Consider the following 19588-nt stretch of genomic DNA (forward strand, 5'->3'; position numbering starts at 1 on the left):
GAAAATGTTATGGCTGACAGTTCAGCAAGAAGAATAGAATATGAACCAAGTAAGCAAAATGGTTCTAAGAAACGTCAACGAATTATCCTTGATCCGCGTAAAGTTCCTTATAATTGGGTAGAAAAAACTTTATTAATTGTTGGAAGCGTGATTACGCTTGGGATGATGATTTTTTTAGTTTCTTCTAGCATTTCTGCAACTTCGGCTCAACATGAGTTAACCAATACTCAACAATCAGTTGCTAAGGAACAGAACAGGGTTACCGATTTACGTCAAGAAATTGGTGAGTTGACCTCAACTACGCGTTTAAATAAAATTGCTCGCGAAAAGGGCTTAACTCTTATTAATAAAAACATTAGGACAATTCGCTAATGAAAAAAAACAGTAATTTAAAATTACAAAAATCCAAAGCCCACAGCTACCGCTTTACAGTGGGGAGATTTCTCCAAGTAGCTGTCGCTTTGGTTTTTCTTGTATTTACGGCTAGATTTTTATATATCGGAATATCTAAGACAGTTAATGGTGAAAATTTATCCGAACGTACTAAAGAGCTTTATAAACGTAATCAGATTATTAAGGCCACGCGCGGAACCATTTATGATCGAAATGGATTGGCGATTGCGGAAGAATCGCATTTGTACACTATTTATGCAATTTTGGATAAGTCGTCAATCAACTACAAAAACAAGCCAGAATATGTAGTTAATAAATCTGAGACAGCTGAAAAGTTGGCTAAAGTTTTGCCAATGTCGGCGGATAAGATCTATCAATATTTGACGCCAAAGCATAAGGCTTTCCAAGTTCAATTTGGTACAGCAGGCAGCGGGTTAACCAGCAAGCAAAAGAAGAAGATTGAGGCAATGAAATTGCCAGGAATTAAATTCTTGGCCACGCCATCTAGACTTTATCCTAATGGTAATTTTGCTTCTCACGTTGTGGGTTTGGCTCAACCTATCTATGATAAAAAGACCAATGCTCAAAACTTGGTAGGTACCATGGGGATCGAAGCCTACTTTAACAAGACTTTGACTGGTACTGATGGTTACCGAATTTCTTCAGTTGATGCATCTGAATATCAAATGCCTAATGGCAATCAGGTTTATAAGCCAGTTAAGAATGGTAACAACCTCTACCTGACGCTTGATTCACAACTGCAAAGTTATCTTGAATCGCATTTGACAGATGTACAAAAGGCTTACAGTCCAACATCAATGACTGCAGTTGTTGAAGATATGAAGACTGGGAAGATTTTGGCAGCTTCACAACGGCCAACGTTTAACCCACAAACTAGAAAAGGTTTAACTAAGGCATATCGTAATATCTTAGTTCAAGATACTTATGAACCGGGTTCAGTATTCAAGGTACTTTCCTTTGCGGCAGTAGTTAACAGTGGCAATTACAACCCTAATGAATACTATCGTTCAGGATCAGTAAATATTGGCGGCTCAACTATTCACGACTGGTTAACTTCTGGTTGGGGTACAATTCCATTTTCACAAGCCTTCGAGCGTTCAAGTAACACTGGGTTTGTTAAGTTGGAACAAAAGATGGGTGCCAAGACCTGGAAGAAATACTTGAAGAAGTTCCATATCGGTGAAAAGACTGGAATTACGCTTCCAGGAGAACAACCAGGCTTCATTTCATTCAAGACGCCAGTTGACCAGGCCGTTACTGCATTTGGTCAGGGTGTAAACGTCAATGTAATGCAAATGATGCAGGCTTACAGTTCACTTGCTAATAATGGTCAAATGGTCAAGCCGCAATTAGTTGATAAGATTACTGACTCAAACGGTAAAACAATTAAGGGCTATGAAATCAAGAAAGTTGGTTCACCAGTTTACAGCAATAAGACCAAGAAAATTGTTTTAGCTAATATGAAGAAGGTACTTAATAAACAATCTGGTACTGGTAATGCCTACAAGATGGGTAATGCTGATATTGGTGTTAAAACTGGTACTGCTCAGATAGCTAATCCAAAGGGCGGCGGTTATTTGAAGGGCGACAGCAACTACATCTTCTCAGTAGTTGGTGTTTACCCTGCAAGCAGTCCACGCTATTGTATTTACTTAACGCTTAAACAACCACATTTAGGTGGTGGTGCTACTGCTGAAAAGATCTTGGCTTCTATCTTTAAGCCAATGATGAGCAGAATCATCTCAATGTCTAAAAACGACAATGCTTCAACTACTGTTAAAGTACCTAACTTTAAGGGCATGACCTATAATCAAGCTGCTGCCAAAGCAAATCAAATTGGTTTGAATATTGTTAAGGTTGGTAGTGGCAAGAAGATTATTGATCAAGGCATCAAGAAGGGCGAAAGATTGGAGTCAGGCGATAAAATATTTGTATCTACGTCTGGTAAGGTAACTTGCCCAGATATGCGCGGCTGGAGCATTAATGATTTGTATGAGTTCGCAAACCTCACAGGCGTTAAATTTAGTATGAAGGGAACCGGAACTGTTGCTAGCCAAGATGTGGCTAAAGGGACAGAAATAAAGGCCGAGAAGAAAATAAAAGTTAATTTAAAGGAGTAGCATAGAATGAATATTATGCTGGCAAGCTGTATTGCTTTAGTTAGTTCACTGATTTTGACAGTGATTTTTATACCGTTGTTGATTAGATTTATGCGTTCACACCATGAAGGACAAGAAATTCGTGATGAAGGTCCTAAGTGGCACCAGAAAAAATCTGGTACGCCAACTATGGGAGGAACAGTTTTCGTTATCGCTGCTGGTATTTCCGTTATTTGGGTTGCTGCATGGCAACATAATTTGAACAAAGTAGTCTGGATTTTGGTTATCAGTTTGTTGGGCTACGGTATAATTGGTTTCCTTGATGATGGAATCAAACTTTACTTCAAGCGTAATTTAGGTTTGAGAGCATGGCAAAAATTAGCTCTTCAAATTATTATTGCGATTGTAATTGTTATGATTGCTGCAAGTGATCATTTCCAATTTGGCTTGTACATTCCTTTCGCCGGAGTTGTACATAGCGTAGTTTTATTCATCATTTTCATTATTTTCTGGCTGGTTGGTTTCTCAAACGCTGTTAACTTGTCAGATGGACTTGATGGTTTAGCAACTGGCTTATCGGTTGTGGCTTACGGTACTTATGCTTATATTGCATTTAAACAAAAGAATTTTGCTGTTTTGGCCTTTTGTATGAGTGTAATCGGTGGTTTAATTGCCTTCTTTATTTTCAACCATAAACCAGCTAAGATCTTTATGGGGGATGCTGGTTCCCTTGCTTTAGGTGGCGGTTTGGCTACTGTAAGTATCATGCTTAACAAACCATGGTCACTTTTGCTTGTCGGAATTGTCTTCGTTTGCGAAACTGCTAGTGTAATTTTGCAGGTAATTTCATTCCAAACAACAGGTAAGAGAATCTTTAAGATGACTCCTATTCACCACCACTTCGAAATGCTGGGCTGGTCCGAATGGAAAGTTGACACTGTATTTTGGATTGTTGGTTTAATTGGTAGTATTTTGTATTTAGCAATTTGGGGATAAAAAATGAAGGATATTAAAACTTATACTGATAAGAATATTTTAGTTTTAGGTTTAGGAAAAAGCGGTTTTGCTGTTAGTGAGTTGCTCTTAAAGTTGGGCGCTAAGCTAACTTTAAATGACAAAGCTGATCTTGATAAGAATGAAAAAGCACAAGAATTAAAGGCTAGAGGCGTCCGTGTAATCGGTGGACATCACCCAGTTGACCTTCTTGAAAAAGAACACTTTGATTATTTAGTTAAGAACCCAGGTATCCCCTACGAAAACCAAATGGTCCAAAAGGCTGAGGAATTAAATATTCCTATTATTACTGAACCTGAAATCGCATTGAGCTGCAGTGAGGCGCCTTATGTTTGTGTAACAGGTTCAAACGGTAAGACTACTACAGTAATGCTTACTCAAAGAATTTTGGATCACCATTTGCAAAAATCTGGTCACCACGCTTATGCCGTTGGTAACATTGGTGTGCCAATTTCCGAAGTTGTTCCTAAGGCTACTAAAGACGATATCTTAGTAGTGGAAATTTCAAGCTTCCAACTTCTAGGTGTAACTGACATTGATCCTAAGGTTGCAGCTATCGTTGATATTTATCACAATGTTCACTTGGACTACCACAAGACCTTTGAAAATTATGTCAACGCAAAATTGAACGTAACTAGAACCCAAACTAGTGACGATTACTTTATCGCTAACTATGATCAAAAGGACATTTTGGCTCAAGAAAAGAAAGTATCTCCAGCTAAGATGCAAACTTTCTCAGAAACTGATCATAATGCAGATTACTTTATCGGTGATGAATATCTTGAAAGCCAAAACGAAAAGATTATGAAGATTGCTGATATCAAGTTGCCAGGTATCCATAACTTGCAAAACAGTTTAGTAGCGATCGCTATTTCTAAGATTATGGGTGCTGACAATGATGATATTGCAGCAGTTTTAAGCACTTTTACTGGTGCTAAGCATCGTTTGCAATATGTAACAACACTTGATGGTCGCAAGGTTTATAATGATTCTAAGTCAACTAATATTGAAGCTGCTACGGTAGCCATTCCTGCATTTAAGGAACCAGAAGTATTAATTGCTGGTGGTCTAGATAGAGGATTCACCTTTGACGATTTGGTACCATTATTTAAGAAGCACGTTAAGTCAATCGTTCTTTATGGTGAAACTAAGTATCTTTTGGCTGATGCAGCTAGAAAAGCTGGCATTAAGGATATCGTGATCGTTAATACCCTTCAAGAAGCTGTTCCAAGAGCTTATGAATTGACTGAACCTGGCGACGTATTATTGTTCTCACCAGCATGTGCTTCATGGGATCAATTCAGAACCTTCGAAGAACGTGGCGATTACTTTGTTAGATTTGTTAAGGAATTAAAGACTAAATAAAATGAGAGTTATATTTACAGGCGGCGGCACTGGTGGCCACATTTACCCAATCATGGCAATTATTGAACGTTTGAAAGAACGCGGAATTAGCAAAAACGATGAAATCTTGTTTGTAGGTACGCAAAAGGGTCTAGAATCAAGAATCGTTCCTGCTGCTGGGGTTAACTTTAAAACCATTAAGATTCAAGGCTTCAACCGTAAGCATCCGTTGAAGAACTTTGAGACGATAAAGTTGTTCTTGCAAGCTACCAAGAGTGCACGTAAGATTTTGCAAGAATTTAAACCAGACGTTGTGTTAGGTACTGGCGGTTATGTAAGTGGTGCGATGGTTTATGAAGCTGCCAAGATGCATATTCCAACCATGATCCACGAATCAAACTCTGTAGTTGGTTTAGCTAACAAGTTTTTAGGTCACTATGTTGACAAAATTTGTTACACCTTTGATGATGCTGCCAAAGAATTTTCTGAAAAGAAAAAATTGGTTAAGACAGGTAATCCTCGTTCACAACAAGTTTTAGGCTTGCACGAGGAAAAGATCGATTTGAAGAAAGAATGGGGTCTTAACCCACAAATGCCAACAGTGTTGGTTTTTGGTGGTTCACGTGGTGCATTGGCAATCAACCGCATCATGCTTCAGTCATTAATGACACTTAAAAAGAAGCCATATCAAATCATCTGGGCTACAGGTACTTATTACTTTGACTCTGTTCAAAAGAAGTTAAAGGATGTTGATATTGGTACAAACATTAAGATTTTGCCATATATTAAGAACATGCCTGAGCTTTTGCCACAAATGACCTGTGTTGTTTCTAGATCAGGTGCAACCAGTATTGCGGAATTTACTGCATTAGGTGTTCCAGTAATTTTAATTCCAAGTCCAAATGTTACTCATAATCACCAAATGAAGAACGCACTTGATTTGGAAAAAGCTGGTGCAGCATTAGTTATTCCTGAAGATGACTTAAATCCAAATAATTTTGTCTCTTCAATCGATCACATTTTGCTTGATGAAAAATATGCTCATGAAATGAGCAAAGCCTCCAAGGCTTTAGGTGTTCCAGATGCCTCTGATCAAGTAATTAAGGTAATGCAAGAAATTTCTCGTTAGAAAGCAGGTGAGGCAGATGGCCAAAAAGCCGGTAACAAAAATTGATCCAAGAAAAGAATTGTCTCCTTACTTGAATCATGAATTTAATCAGCAGAAAAATAGCCGCAAGGGACAAGCCAAGATCTCTGCCTCGCTTTCTAGTCTGCAAGCCGAAAGACGTCGTTCATTGAGACGCAGACTAGGTTTAATAATGACTGTTTCAATTTTGGCAGTTGTAGGTTTAGGCTATTATATTTCGCCCTTAGCAAATATTAGTACGGTTAAAGTAGTAGGTGCTGATGATTTGCCAATTAAAGAGGTTGTTAAGGTCTCTAAAATTAAAGCAAGCGATAAGGTTTTTGATTATTTGTTCCAGCAGAAAGACTTAAGTCAAAAGCTGTCCAAGAAATATCCTGAAATTCAAAGTGCACAAGCTCATTTAGGCCATGTTAATCAATTGATTTTACAGGTTAATGAGCGGCCAACAATGGGATATTTGAAAGATGGAGATAATTATCGCAAGATTTTAAATAATGGCCAAATCGGCAGTAAGTCTTTAACTTGGTCAAAGGTAGATCAAGTTAAACCTATTTTCGTTGGTTATAACAAATCAGGTTTCTTAAAAGAAGATTTAAAGTTGTTTAATAGTTTACCTAAAAACTTCAGAAATCAGGTAAAATTATTAAGTGGGAACACTAGACGAAATTCGCAAATTATTTTTGTCATGAAAGATGGCAATGTAGTTGTTGGTAATGTTGTTACTATCAAAGATAAAGTTAAATATTACGACCAGATTAAAGTCAAGGCTGGTAAGAACAGCTTAATCGATTTGGAAGTAGGCGCATTTAGTAGACCATTAACTTCTAGTGAGAAAAAGGCTTACGGTATATCGTAACTGCTATAAATGTTTATCTATGTTAAAATTTTTCCAGGGCAAATATTAATGGGGGCTTAATTTTGGAGAATTCAAATCTTTTAGTGGGACTCGATATAGGAACCACAAGTATAAAAGCCGTTGTTGCAGATTCAGGTAAAGTGATCGGTGCAGTTACCACGCCTAATTCTGGCATGAGACATGGTCAAATCGTTGATATCGATCAAACTGCTGCGGCAATTAGTAGAGCACTTAAGAGTGTAGCTGAAAAGACTAACGCTAAAATATATAGCGTTGTTGCTGGGATTCCAGTAGGGATGCTGCAATTAGAGACAGCTACTGGTTTTAGCAATGTTGGCGAACAAGGCCAAGAAGTAAGTAATGGTGATGTTAAGCGTGCAATCCAATCTGCTATTAAATCTGCAGCTAAGGATAATCGTGATGCAATCACTTTCTTGCCAAGTCGCTTTTTAATCGATGGTAAGACCGAAGTTGACGATCCAAGAAAGATGATCGCTCGTTCATTAGGCGTAAGTGGCATTTTGCTTACTGCTCCTACAGGTCCATTGCACAACATTAAGAAAGCAATCGAACGAGCTGGATATCATAATAACTTCTTCGTACCAACTCCATTGGCAATTTCCAGTGTTGCATTAAACGAAAGCGAGCGCACCTTTGGGTCAGTTATTATTGACTTAGGTGGCGGTGTAAGTACTGCGACTGTAATTAAAGATGGTCAAATCAAATACGCTAACATCGACTTAGAAGGTGGCAGCGATATTACTAATGATATCTCCACTGTTTTAAGTATTTCTAAGAGCGATGCGGAACAAATTAAATTAGATTATGGTTATGCAGATCCTGATTTTGCCTCAAAGAATGATAAGTTTGCAATTAACAGCGTAGGCGCTAATGGACAACAAATGATTGATGAGGTTTACCTCAGTGAAATCATTAATGCTCGTTTGGAGCAAATTTTGACCAGATTAGGTAAAGGGCTTGCTAAGCACCATGCCTTAAAGCAACCAGGTGGTATCGTAATTACCGGTGGTACAAGCTTGTTAGAAGGCATTGATAGTTTGACGGCCAATGGCTTAAATGTAAAAGCACGTATTTATCAACCTGATCAAATTGGAATGCGTAATCCAATTTATACTGCTGCTTATGGTATTGTAAATTATTCATACAAGATGTCAGAAATCGACTATTTAGTTAACGGAGTAATTTACGGCTTTGGTGAAACCGAAGTTGAAGAACCTGTTCAAACAAAAAGTTCCAAGATTTCGAAAAGTACGGCTTCTAATAGTGAAAGTCAAGCCAAAGAAGCTTATAATAGAAACAAAATATCCGATGAAGACGCATCTTCAATGGATGAAAAAGATAATAATCAAGAAAAAACTAATGGCTTAAAGAGTTTCTTTAAGAAATTCTTTGATTAAAGGTGGTTAAATTTAATGGATTTTACATTCGATTCAGACGACAATAAAAATGCTGTCATCAAAGTTATTGGTGTTGGCGGTGCCGGAGGCAATGCTGTTAACCGAATGATTGACGATGGTGTACAAGGAGTTTCCTTTATTGCAGCAAACACTGATGTGCAAGCATTAAACAGCAATAAAGCTGAAAACAAGATTCAATTAGGGCCTAAATTGACACGTGGTTTAGGTGCTGGTTCACATCCAGAAGTTGGACAAAAAGCAGCTGAAGAAAGTGAACAAACAATTGAAGATGCACTCAAGGGTGCAGATATGATCTTTATTACCGCTGGTATGGGTGGTGGTACCGGTACTGGTGCAGCTCCTGTAGTAGCCAAAATTGCACGTGAGACTGGTGCTTTAACTGTTGGGGTAGTTACACGTCCATTTAGTTTTGAAGGCCCTAAGCGTTCAAAAAACGCCGCTGAAGGTATTACTCAACTTAAGCAATACGTTGACACTTTAGTTATCATTGCTAATAACCGTTTGCTTGAAATGGTTGACAAGAAGACCCCTATGATGGATGCCTTCAAGGAAGCAGATAATGTCTTGAAGCAAGGTGTTCAAGGTATTTCAGACTTGATCACTTCAACTGACTACGTTAACTTGGACTTTGCCGATGTTAAGACTGTTATGGAAAACCAAGGTGCAGCCTTGATGGGTATCGGTCGTGCTAGTGGTGAAAACAGAACTGTTGAAGCAACTAAGCTTGCTATTTCTTCACCACTTCTTGAAGTTTCAATCGATGGTGCTAAGCAAGTTCTTCTTAACATTACTGGTGGTCCTGACCTTACTTTGTTTGAAGCACAAGATGCATCAGAAATCGTTTCTAAGGCAGCTGGCGATGACGTAAACATTATCTTCGGTACTTCAATTAATCCAAACTTAGGTGATGAAGTTGTTGTAACAGTTATTGCTACTGGTATTGATTCTGAAGCCGAAGAAGCTGCATCAAAGCAATTACCAGGACGCAGTCACCAAATTAAGGCTCAACCTAAGAAGGCTGCTGAATCAGAAGCTAATAAGACAGTTCAACCTGAAACTGAAACTCAACCAGTTGATCGGCCACAAACTGTTCACCCAGCTTCTGAAACAGAAGAAAAGCATGAAACTCCAAAGCAAACTATGGTAGATCCTACTAGTGTTTGGGGTTTGAACGATAATCAAGATAATCAAAGAAGAAATGCCAAGCTTGCTGAACCAAAGAAGGATCAAGAAAGTTTTGATGCTTTTGGTAATGATGGCCAAGACAGTATTTCTCAAATTGAAACTAGTGCTCAAGATGACGATGATGATAACAGTGATATCCCATTCTTCAAGCATCGTGGCGAAAACTAGTAGTTGGAGGTAAATAACGATGGCTTTTGATAAATTAGGCAGATTCTTTGGGATTTCAAACGATGATGAATTGGAAAATGATGAAGAATATGCTGCTCAGAGTAACGAAAATAACGAAGATGTACCTCTAAATTCTGTAAGCCGTGATAATGTAGTATCAATTAAATCCGGTTTAAATTCATCTAAGAGCAAAATCGTATTGTACGAACCTAGAGTTTATTCAGATGCTAAAGATGTTGCACAAAACTTGCTTAACAATAAAGCAGTGGTGATCAATTTTAGTAGAATGGAAGACGACTCAGCTCGTAGAATCGTTGATTTCATTACAGGCACGGTTTATGCCTTGAATGGTGAAATCCAACGCATCGGTGATCGAATCTTTTTGGCTACGCCACCAAAGTTTGTCACTGATGGAAAAATTAGTGATTTAGTGGATAAGAAAGATAATTTAAGTTAATGTTCAACGTAATACATACAATTTATTTAATTCTTACTTGGATATTATGGCTCTACAGTCTTTTTATCGTAATCGACGCAATTATGAGTTGGTTGCCAATGTTGCGCAACTCAGCTGTGGGGCGCTTCTTAGATAAAGTTGTTAATCCATATCTAAACTTATTTAGAAGAGGCCCACTTGCTAGATTAGCTTATTCAACGGGGATTGATGTTTCTCCAATAATTGCGTTATTCATTTTGTATTTCGTACAAAATTATGTCTTGATTTGGATTTTTAATCTTTTATTGAGGCTAGTAGGTTAATGGAACGTAGACAAGCAAGTAAGTTTTACCCACATTTTAATCAAGAAGAAAGACCAGTAATTGACTATTTTACTGGTCTTTTTAATCAGTTGATTTTTAAACATGAATCAATTTTAACGGATTTTCTAGATCCAGCTAAAAGAGATATTTTGAAAACAATTGTTGGTAATGATGCCTTTATCCAAGAGTATGGTGGTTATTCTGACGCAGAAAAGAAGAGGGTATTTTTAAGCGAGGAATGGGTTAATCTTCGTCCAGACGCTTACCAAATTCAGCCCTATGAAATAGATTACCCTCAGAAATTTATTCAAATTAATCACAGTGCCGTCTTAGGTACTTTAGCTAATTCAGGCATTGATACTGATACTTTTGGTGATATCATTACTGATGGAAATGGCAAGTGGCAGTTTTTTGCTAAAAAAGAACTAGCTGATTTCTTTGAAGAACAAATCGATCGAATAGGAAGAGCACAAGTAAAATTAAAACCAATTACGTTTAAAGAGGTTTTAGTGCCCGAAGATGATTCTAGTGAAAAAACTGAAATTGTTGCTTCTATGAGAATCGATGCTGTTTTGTCTGGGATCAGCAAACAAAGCCGCGGCCAAATCCAAAAGATGATTAATAGTCAATTAGTCAAATTAAATTGGCATGACGTAATAGATTCTAATATAATGGTAAAAGAAAATGATGTCTTAAGCCTAAGACATTTTGGTCGAATTTTAATTGAGGATGTTTCGGCTACAAGAAAAGGTAAGTATAAGGTGGTGCTCAAACTTTGGCAGACAAAAAAACGCAATTGACTCCAATGGATATTCATAATAAGGAGTTTAAGTCTAAGGGGCGTAATGGTTATGATCGCTACGAAGTAGACAGCTTCTTAGATGAAATCGTTGATAATTATGGGGATGCGCTTGATCAAATCGTTGATTTAAAGAATGAGGTTGTATCTTTAAACTCTAAGATAAAAGATCTGCAAGCTCAAGTTGATGAATACAATGACAAGAAGAAATCAATCAATAAGTCTCTTATTTCTGCTCAACAAAATGCAGATGAAATGAAAGAAAGAGCAGAGGCAGAAGCTAGACGCATTGTTGAAGATGCTAAAAAGCAAGCTGAGACTGATACAAATTATCAAAAGCAACAACAAGAAGTTATTTCAAGCGATTATAAGCGCTTGAAAGAGCAAATTGGTGAATTCCGTAATCGGATGCAATCAATGTTACAAGATGAAATTGATAATTTGAGTGATGAACGTTGGCAACATGCATTGGATGAATATTTCCATACACAACGTTTCTATCCAGGTGGCGGTGCTGAACCTCTTCCAGCTGGTCCAGAATCACAAGAAGAAGAGTTTGCTCGTGAAGCCGCATTAGACGATGATGACGACGAAGATATTGACAACTACGATGAAAATGACGTAAACTCTTCTCAAGACCCTGATGATTTGAGTTTAGAAACGCCAGATGATCCTGACGACGATGACAATGATTCAGCTCCTAAGCCAATGACAGGGGACAGTCCGAGTCATGAGACAGTTAATATTAAGCCCGACGATGCAGCAAGCAAGTTAGGTTCAACGATTGTATTTCCGGACGATTATAAAAAATAGCTAATTAGATTGACAGTAAAACTTGATGGCAAATCAGCGAGTTAGTGATGGTGCGAGACTAACATAAGAGCCGGATAGTTGATCAGCTGCCTATTGATCTAAACGTATTTTGCACGTTACGCAAAATTAAGTGGAACTCATTTTGAGTTCAATTTAGGTGGTACCACGGTTAACCTCGTCCTAATGTAGGACGAGGTTTTCTTTTTTTAGAAAGGATTAATGTTAATGAGAATTAAGGATACGCTTAATTTAGGTAAAACTAAATTTAAGATGCGAGGTAATTTACCCGTTCGTGAAGCTCAATGGCAAAAAGAATGGGAAGAAAATGATTTATATGAACAAAGATTAAAGTTAAACGAAGGTCACCCTCGTTTCGATTTACATGATGGCCCTCCATTTGCTAACGGTAACATTCACATGGGTCACGCTTTGAACAAGATTTCAAAGGATATCATTGTTCGTTACAAGAACATGAATGGCTACTATGCACCTTACGTTCCAGGTTGGGATACTCACGGTCTTCCAGTTGAACAACAATTGGCTAAAAAAGGTGTAGATCGTAAGACAATGGATCGTGCTAAATATCGTGAACTTTGTCGTCAATATGCTGAAGAACAAATTCAGAAGCAAATGACTGACTTTAAACGTTTGGGAGTAATGGCAGATTGGGATCACCCATACATTACTTTGCAACACGATTTTGAAGCACAAGAAATTCGTGTCTTCGGTGAAATGTACAAGAAGGGCTACATTTACAAGGGTAAGAAGCCAGTTTACTGGTCATGGTCAAGTGAATCAACTTTGGCAGAAGCAGAAGTTGAATACAAGGATGTTGAAGCAAACTCAATTTTCGTTGCTTTCCCTGTAACTGACGGTAAGGGTATTATCGATCCTAAAGATACTTACTTTGTAATTTGGACTACTACTCCTTGGACTATTCCAGCCAATGAAGCAATTTGTGTTAACCCTAAGTTTGACTATTCAGTTGTTCAAGTAGGCGACAAGAGATATGTTGTAGCTAGCGGCTTACTTGACAAGGTTGCTGAAGAAATCGGTTGGGATAACTACAAGGTTGTTCAAACTGTAAAGGGTGCCGACATGGAATACATGAAGGCTAAGCACCCAATCTACGATAAGGAAAGTCTTGTAATTGAAGGTTTCCACGTAACTTTGGATGATGGTACTGGTTTAGTTCATACTGCACCTGGTTTTGGTGAAGATGACTTTAACGTAGGTCAAAAGTACAATTTACCAATCTTCAGCCCAGTAGATGCACATGGTTGCTACACTGATGAAGTACCTGAACTTAAGGGTATGTTCTACCAAGACGTAGATAAATTGATGATCCAAAAGCTTAAGGACGCTGGTGCACTTCTTAAACTTAAGGTCTTCACTCACTCATACCCACACGATTGGCGTACTAAGAAGCCAGTTATCTTTAGAGCAACTACACAATGGTTTGCTTCAATTTCTCCATTTAGAGATCAAATTCTTGATCAAATTGATAAGGCTGAATTCATCCCTTCATGGGGTAAGACACGTCTGTACAACATGATTAAGGACCGTGGTGACTGGGTAATTTCACGTCAACGTGCTTGGGGTGTGCCACTTCCAATCTTCTACGCTGAAGATGGTACTCCAATTGTTACTCCAGAAACTATTGAACATATTGCCAAGATCTTTGAAAAAGAAGGATCAAACGCTTGGTACACTCACACTGCTAAGGAATTATTGCCAGACGGCTTTACTTCAGAACACTCACCAAATGGTGAATTTACTAAGGAAAAGGATATCCTTGATGTTTGGTTTGACTCTGGTTCATCATGGTCAGGCGTAATGGAAAAACGTGATGGCTTGCACTTCCCAGCAGACCTTTATCTTGAAGGTAGTGACCAATACCGTGGTTGGTTCAACTCAAGTTTGATTACTTCAGTTGCTGTAACTGGTAAGGCACCATACAAGGAAGTATTGTCACAAGGTTTCGTATTGGATGACAAGGGGCACAAGATGTCTAAATCTCTTGGCAATGTCATTTCACCAAATGACGTAATCAAGCGTATGGGTGCTGAAATTATTAGACTTTGGGTTGCTCAAGCTGATACTACTTCTGACGTTGCAGTTTCAATGGGTATTTTGCAACAATCAGCAGAAGGCTACAGAAAGATCAGAAACACTTTCCGTTACATGCTTGCTAACACCAGTGACTTTGATCCAAAGGAAAACCGTGTTTCTTACGATGATCTTCGTTCAGTTGACCAATACATGGAAGTTAAGTTGAATGACTTAGTAAAGGACTGCTTGGCTGCATATGACAAGTTCGACTTTACTACAGTATTTAAGAAGGTCTTCAACTTTATTTCAAATGACCTTTCAGCATTCTACCTTGATTTTGCTAAGGATGTTCTTTACATCGAAGACCAAGACAGTCATGCACGTCGTTCAATGCAAACTGTAATCTACGACGCAGCAGTTAAGTTGGACAAGATCTTGACTCCAATTTTGCCACACACTATGGAAGAAATCTGGGGCTTCTTGAAGGAACCAGAAGATTACGTACAACTTGCTAACATGCCTAAGGTTGAAGGTTATGCAAATCATGATGAACTCCTTGAAAACTGGGGTAAATTCATGAACCTTCGCAATGATGTATTAAAGGCATTAGAAGATGCAAGAAACAAGAAGTTGATTGGTAAATCATTCGAAGCAGCTGTAACTATTTATCCAGATAAGGAAACTAAGGCTATGCTTGATGATTTAGATGCTGACTTCAGACAAATCTTGATCGTATCTAAGTTAACCATCGCTGATGGTGAAGCACCTGAAGATGCTGAAAAATTGAATAATGCAAGTATTGTAGTTGAACATGCTGAAGGCGAAGTTTGTCCTCGTTGTAGAATGATCAGAACTGATATTGGTGAAGATCCTAAGTTACCAAAACTTTGTGGTCGTTGTGCTAAGATTGTAGAAGCTGATTATCCAGAAGCTGTTCAAGAAGGATTAGAAGACTAATGCGTTTAGGTACTGTTAAACAATTCGATGATGGCAGCAGCTACGGCTTTATTGAAGATGACAAGAATCATAAATCATACTTTGTCTTTTATAAGGCCATTAAAGAAGAAGGCTATAAAACCTTAAAAGTAGGCGATAGAGTTAAGTATCAATTAGCTCAAGGTAAAAACGGCCTGCAATGCGTTAATGTTTATTTAGCCTAAAAGGAGACACGAGACTTAGTGGATTTAAAAGAAAAAGAAATCTCATCGCAGCAAATTTTTCAAGGACGAATCTTAGATTTATCAGTTCGCACAATTAAGCTACCTAATGGCGAAACTGCAACAAGAGAAATAATTAAACACCGTCCAGCATCTGGTGTGATCGCAATTAACGATGAACAAAAGATGCTTTTGGTAAAGCAATGGCGTGAAGCAATTAAACAAATTACGCTCGAAATTCCAGCAGGTTTAATTGATCCTACAGATGCCAGTCCTCTTGATGCAATGAAGCGTGAATTAAATGAAGAAGGCGGCTATAAGGCAGATTATTGGGAAAAGGTAAGTGAATTTTACTCAAGCCCAGGCTTCTGTGATGAAAAGATGTATCTTTTCTACTGCGATACTTTGACTAAGCTTACTGACAAACGTTCATTGGATGAAGATGAATTCTTGACCGCTGATTGGTACAGCTTAGACGAATTGAAGAATTTGTTATCTGAAAGAAAAATCGTTGATGCCAAGACTATTTATGCAATTACTGTTTGGGAAAACATGTTGTTGCGTAATGCTCAAAGCGAGAATAAAGAATAATGACAGAGAAACGTTCTGATTATCGTAAACGGCAGAAAAAAGGTTTAATAGATAAAGTCAAGTCAGCTTTTTCAAATAATGATTCAGAAGAAGTTGATGTTAATCCCGATTTCACCAAGGATAAAAACGAGGTTGAAAATCGACGTCGTCCCTTGGCTGGGGATGGACAAGAGTTTTATCAACGCGATGAAACTATTGATAAAGAGACAGTACGTGAAAATAAGTCTTTAAAACTGAAAAAAAGATTGAATCGTGCTATTCTGTTAGTAATCGTGTTGATAGTTTTAGTGCTACTTGCGCTATTTCATTTATAATTTGGAAATGAGGAATAAGATGAAGATTGCGATTATCGTCCCAATGGCTGAAGAAGCTGAATTTTATCGTAATCATTTCCATTCAGAAAATAAAGAAATGTTCGGATCTACTGAATTCGAACATTTTTCTGTTAATGGCAATGATGTATATTTAGGTTTGAGTGGTATTGGTAAAGTCCAAGCAGCCATGAATCTTTCTAGTTTGTTAACTAGTGTTGATATTGATGTAATATTTATGACTGGTTCAGCTGGTGCCCTTAAAGAAGATGTTCATCAAGAAGATCTTGTTTTGCCTAATGCATTTGCATATTATGATGCGCATAATACCGCAGCTGGTAACTATGTAGAAGGTCAAATTCCACAACAACCAGCTCAATTTGTACTTGATTCACCAAAACGTGCAGCATTTGCAAATTACTTGAAAAAGCAAAATGTTGCCTTTCGCGAAGGCTTAGTAGTAACTGGTGACTCATTTATTGCATCAAGTAAGCAAAAAGAAGAAATTAAAAAGAATTTTCCAGACGCTTTATGTGTTGAAATGGAAGGTGCGGCCTTTGCACAAGTTGCTCATGCCTTTAATAAGCCATTGGTTGCTATGCGTGCAATTTCCGATAATGGTGATGGATCAGCTAACGAAGATTTTGATACTTTCGTCAAGAAAGTGGGAGCTAAGGCCGCTAAGTTAATTAGTGATTATGTAGAAAAGATGAATTAGAGTATGCGTGAAATTTATTTAGATAATGCCGCCACAACCCCTATGTCTCCTAAGGTAATTAATGTTATTACTGATGAAATGAAGAATGATTTTGGTAATGCATCAAGTACTTATGAATTGGGACGTAAGGCCAGAAACGTGATTGACAAGGCTCGTCACCAAATTGCGGAAAGCATTAATGCTAAAGACGGAGAAATTATTTTTACTTCAGGTGGTTCCGAAAGCAATAATACTGCAATTTTTGGAACAGCTTATAGTCGTAAAAATAGTGGTAAAAAAATCATTACCACTAAAATCGAACACCCATCAGTTTTAAATCCGATGAAACGTCTTGAGCAAGAAGGCTACAACATTGTCTATTTAGATGTTGATGAAACTGGTCATATTTCTTTGGATCAACTAAAAAAGGAATTGACTCCGGATACGATTCTAGTTTCAACTATGGCTGTTAATAACGAAGTTGGTTCGATTATGCCTTTAAAGGAAATTGGCGAATTGGTTAAAGACAGCAATGCTTACTTCCATGTTGATAATGTCCAAGGAATGGGCACAATTGATATCGATGTTAAGGCCATGCATATTGATTTATTATCAGTATCGGCTCATAAAATTAATGGACCTAAGTTTTTAGGTTTCTTGTACGAAAATGCCGATATTAATATTCCTAATTTAGTTCTAGGCGGCGAACAGGAAACTAAACGTCGTGCAGGAACAGAGAATGTGCCTGGAATTGCTGGTTTTGGTGAAGCTGTTAAGGAATTATCAGAAATTGGTCATGAGAGCCTGCAAGAAAAATATGCTCATTTTCAAGATATTATTTTAAAGACCTTGGACGATAATGACATTGACTATGAGATCAATGGTGGATATGGAGCCGGCTATTCACATCACGTATTGAATTTGTGGCTTAAGGGAGTTTCTACCACTTCAATGCAAACCAATCTTGATTTGAACGGCTACGCTGTTTCAGGTGGTTCTGCATGTACTGCGGGCTCATTAGAGCCTTCACATGTTTTAATTGCATGTTTTGGTACAGATTCTCCACGCATAAATGAATCGATTAGAATCTCATTTGGGCGTTATAATACAGAGGAAGAAATTAAATCTTTTGCGCAAGAACTAGTAAAAATTGCTAAAAGAATTCAATCAAAAAATAAATAGTTGCTTTTAAAAAGAAAGCAACTTATTATAAATAAGTGAGGAAAATTATGGCAAATACAGTTGTGATTAATGGTGATAAACGTAAATTTACTTTAAGTTCTGATTTGAAGCTTTATGCTTTAATAGATGCAGGCTTTGTAAAGACACCAAAGGGTAACTTCAATTATGAACATCCCCTTTACAATGATTCACCTTATAATGCACCTACTAAGTTGAAGATGACTATTAATAAGGATTTGTCACATTTAACTATGGTCGTTACTGATCGCAGTGGTTTGCAAAAAGTTAATATTTTTAAGAATAAGCAATTAGCGCCTACTGTTGAACTTTTAAACTACATTTTAAAAGATCTTGAAGAGCGTAATATTTTGCTAGAGGTAAAGGATTGATTGAATAATGGTTGACAATAGTAAGATTAGGGTAGTTGTTGGTATGAGTGGCGGTGTTGATTCATCAGTTTCAGCACTTTTACTCAAGCAACAAGGCTACGACGTTGTCGGCGTATTTATGAAGAACTGGGATGACACCGATGATGCCGGTGTTTGTACCGCTACAGAAGACTACGAAGATGTAAAAAAGGTAGCCGACAAGATCGGTATTCCTTATTATTCAATTAATTTTGAAAAGGAATATTGGCATCGTGTGTTCGAGTACTTCTTAAATGAATACAAGAAGGGCAGAACTCCTAACCCAGATGTAATGTGCAACAGCCAGATTAAGTTCAAGTCATTCTTGGAATTCGCAATGGATTTGGATGCAGATTATATTGCAATGGGTCATTACGCAAAGACCGTGAAGGATGCAAATGGCGTAACTCACATGATGCGTCCAAAGGACGGTAACAAGGATCAGACCTACTTCTTGAGTCAATTAAATCAAGATCAAATTAAAAAGGTCATCTTCCCATTAGCTAACTTAACTAAGCCTCAAGTAAGAGAGATTGCTTTGGCAAATGGTTTAGCTACAGCTAAGAAGAAGGATTCTACTGGTATTTGCTTTATCGGTGAAAGAAACTTTAGAAAGTTCTTGAGCGAATTTTTGCCAGCTAAGTCAGGTAAAATGGTTACCCCAGACGGTAAAGTTGTCGGTGAACACGCTGGCTTAATGTACTACACTATTGGTCAAAGACAAGGTTTGGGCTTAGGTTCAACCAAGGAATCAACTGATCCATGGTTTGTAGTTGGTAAGGACTTAAAGAAGAATGAATTGATCGTTGAACAAGGTTACGACAGTCCACTTCTTTATGCTAGTCGCTTGAAGGCAAGTGATATGTCATTCTTTACTGGCAAGCCAGATCATGATTTCGAAATGCATTGCAGTGCCAAGTTCCGTTATCGTCAATGTGATATTGGTGTTACCGTTAAGTATCATGCTGCTGACAATACTGCAGATGTTTACTTTGATGAACCAGCACGTGCTGTTACTCCTGGACAAGCACTTGTTTTATACAATGGTGAAGAATGTTTGGGTGGCGGCAACATTGATGCAGCTTACCAAGAAGATAAGCAACTTCAATTAGTTTAAGAGAAAGCTAAAAAGGATGTTCGTGTTTTCGAACATC

The 19588-nt window shown here is 37.8% G+C and carries 20 protein-coding genes; all 20 read left to right on the top strand.

The window, feature by feature from the left end; all coding sequences use genetic code 11:
* Positions 1-9 precede the first annotated feature (9 nt).
* Positions 10-372, top strand: coding sequence for a cell division protein FtsL (ftsL, locus tag BN1206_RS03630; protein WP_013437622.1), 363 nt, complete (start codon positions 10-12; stop codon positions 370-372).
* On the top strand, positions 372-2534 hold the full coding sequence (locus BN1206_RS03635) for a penicillin-binding protein (protein ID WP_013437623.1): 2163 nt from the start codon (positions 372-374) through the stop codon (positions 2532-2534). Before ftsL ends, BN1206_RS03635 begins: the two co-directional genes overlap by 1 nt.
* A 6-nt stretch (positions 2535-2540) precedes the next feature.
* A complete protein-coding gene (gene mraY, locus BN1206_RS03640) occupies positions 2541-3509 on the top strand; it encodes a phospho-N-acetylmuramoyl-pentapeptide-transferase (protein WP_022087710.1) in 969 nt (322 codons plus the stop codon).
* Positions 3510-3512: 3 nt separating this feature from the next.
* Positions 3513-4892, top strand: coding sequence for a UDP-N-acetylmuramoyl-L-alanine--D-glutamate ligase (gene murD, locus BN1206_RS03645; RefSeq protein ID WP_013437625.1), 1380 nt, complete (start codon positions 3513-3515; stop codon positions 4890-4892).
* Position 4893: 1 nt separating this feature from the next.
* On the top strand, positions 4894-6000 hold the full coding sequence (murG, locus tag BN1206_RS03650) for an undecaprenyldiphospho-muramoylpentapeptide beta-N-acetylglucosaminyltransferase (RefSeq protein WP_013437626.1): 1107 nt from the start codon (positions 4894-4896) through the stop codon (positions 5998-6000).
* Positions 6001-6016: 16 nt separating this feature from the next.
* Positions 6017-6874 carry a cell division protein FtsQ/DivIB gene (locus BN1206_RS03655; RefSeq protein ID WP_013437627.1) on the top strand — a complete coding sequence of 286 codons (858 nt, stop codon included), beginning with the start codon at positions 6017-6019 and terminating at the stop codon, positions 6872-6874.
* 62 nt (positions 6875-6936) lie between these two features.
* The gene (gene ftsA / locus BN1206_RS03660; RefSeq protein WP_013437628.1) at positions 6937-8292 is read left to right on the top strand and encodes a cell division protein FtsA; all 1356 of its coding nucleotides are present in this window, start codon (positions 6937-6939) and stop codon (positions 8290-8292) included.
* Positions 8293-8307: 15 nt separating this feature from the next.
* Entirely contained in the window at positions 8308-9666 is a 1359-nt protein-coding gene (gene ftsZ / locus BN1206_RS03665) for a cell division protein FtsZ (RefSeq protein WP_013437629.1), read from the top strand.
* A gap of 19 nt (positions 9667-9685) precedes the next feature.
* Positions 9686-10123 (top strand): cell division protein SepF, encoded by a 438-nt coding sequence (locus tag BN1206_RS03670; protein WP_013641731.1) that lies wholly within the window; start codon positions 9686-9688, stop codon positions 10121-10123.
* The gene (locus BN1206_RS03675; RefSeq protein WP_013437631.1) at positions 10123-10425 is read left to right on the top strand and encodes a YggT family protein; all 303 of its coding nucleotides are present in this window, start codon (positions 10123-10125) and stop codon (positions 10423-10425) included. The genes BN1206_RS03670 and BN1206_RS03675 overlap by 1 nt, the downstream gene beginning before the upstream one ends.
* The gene (locus BN1206_RS03680; protein ID WP_013641733.1) at positions 10425-11225 is read left to right on the top strand and encodes a YlmH family RNA-binding protein; all 801 of its coding nucleotides are present in this window, start codon (positions 10425-10427) and stop codon (positions 11223-11225) included. Before BN1206_RS03675 ends, BN1206_RS03680 begins: the two co-directional genes overlap by 1 nt.
* Positions 11201-12037, top strand: coding sequence for a DivIVA domain-containing protein (locus BN1206_RS03685; RefSeq protein WP_014565725.1), 837 nt, complete (start codon positions 11201-11203; stop codon positions 12035-12037). The genes BN1206_RS03680 and BN1206_RS03685 overlap by 25 nt, the downstream gene beginning before the upstream one ends.
* Before the next feature lie 225 nt (positions 12038-12262).
* Positions 12263-15046 (top strand): isoleucine--tRNA ligase, encoded by a 2784-nt coding sequence (gene ileS, locus BN1206_RS03690; protein ID WP_013641735.1) that lies wholly within the window; start codon positions 12263-12265, stop codon positions 15044-15046.
* The gene (locus BN1206_RS03695) at positions 15046-15249 is read left to right on the top strand and encodes a cold-shock protein (RefSeq protein ID WP_013437635.1); all 204 of its coding nucleotides are present in this window, start codon (positions 15046-15048) and stop codon (positions 15247-15249) included. Before ileS ends, BN1206_RS03695 begins: the two co-directional genes overlap by 1 nt.
* An 18-nt stretch (positions 15250-15267) precedes the next feature.
* The gene (locus tag BN1206_RS03700; RefSeq protein ID WP_013437636.1) at positions 15268-15837 is read left to right on the top strand and encodes an NUDIX hydrolase; all 570 of its coding nucleotides are present in this window, start codon (positions 15268-15270) and stop codon (positions 15835-15837) included.
* A complete protein-coding gene (locus BN1206_RS03705; RefSeq protein ID WP_013437637.1) occupies positions 15837-16151 on the top strand; it encodes a hypothetical protein in 315 nt (104 codons plus the stop codon). Before BN1206_RS03700 ends, BN1206_RS03705 begins: the two co-directional genes overlap by 1 nt.
* 19 nt (positions 16152-16170) lie before the next feature.
* Entirely contained in the window at positions 16171-16866 is a 696-nt protein-coding gene (locus BN1206_RS03710) for a 5'-methylthioadenosine/adenosylhomocysteine nucleosidase (RefSeq protein ID WP_014565726.1), read from the top strand.
* Positions 16867-16869: 3 nt separating this feature from the next.
* Positions 16870-18027, top strand: coding sequence for a cysteine desulfurase family protein (locus tag BN1206_RS03715; RefSeq protein ID WP_013437639.1), 1158 nt, complete (start codon positions 16870-16872; stop codon positions 18025-18027).
* Between the two features lie 47 nt (positions 18028-18074).
* On the top strand, positions 18075-18416 hold the full coding sequence (locus tag BN1206_RS03720) for a DUF1831 domain-containing protein (protein ID WP_013437640.1): 342 nt from the start codon (positions 18075-18077) through the stop codon (positions 18414-18416).
* A gap of 7 nt (positions 18417-18423) precedes the next feature.
* Entirely contained in the window at positions 18424-19551 is a 1128-nt protein-coding gene (gene mnmA / locus BN1206_RS03725) for a tRNA 2-thiouridine(34) synthase MnmA (RefSeq protein ID WP_013437641.1), read from the top strand.
* The last annotated feature ends 37 nt before the right edge of the window (positions 19552-19588 follow it).

It is taken from the genome of Lactobacillus sp. OTU4228, from assembly GCF_001006945.1.
GTDB classification, from domain to species: Bacteria; Bacillota; Bacilli; order Lactobacillales; family Lactobacillaceae; genus Lactobacillus; species Lactobacillus amylovorus.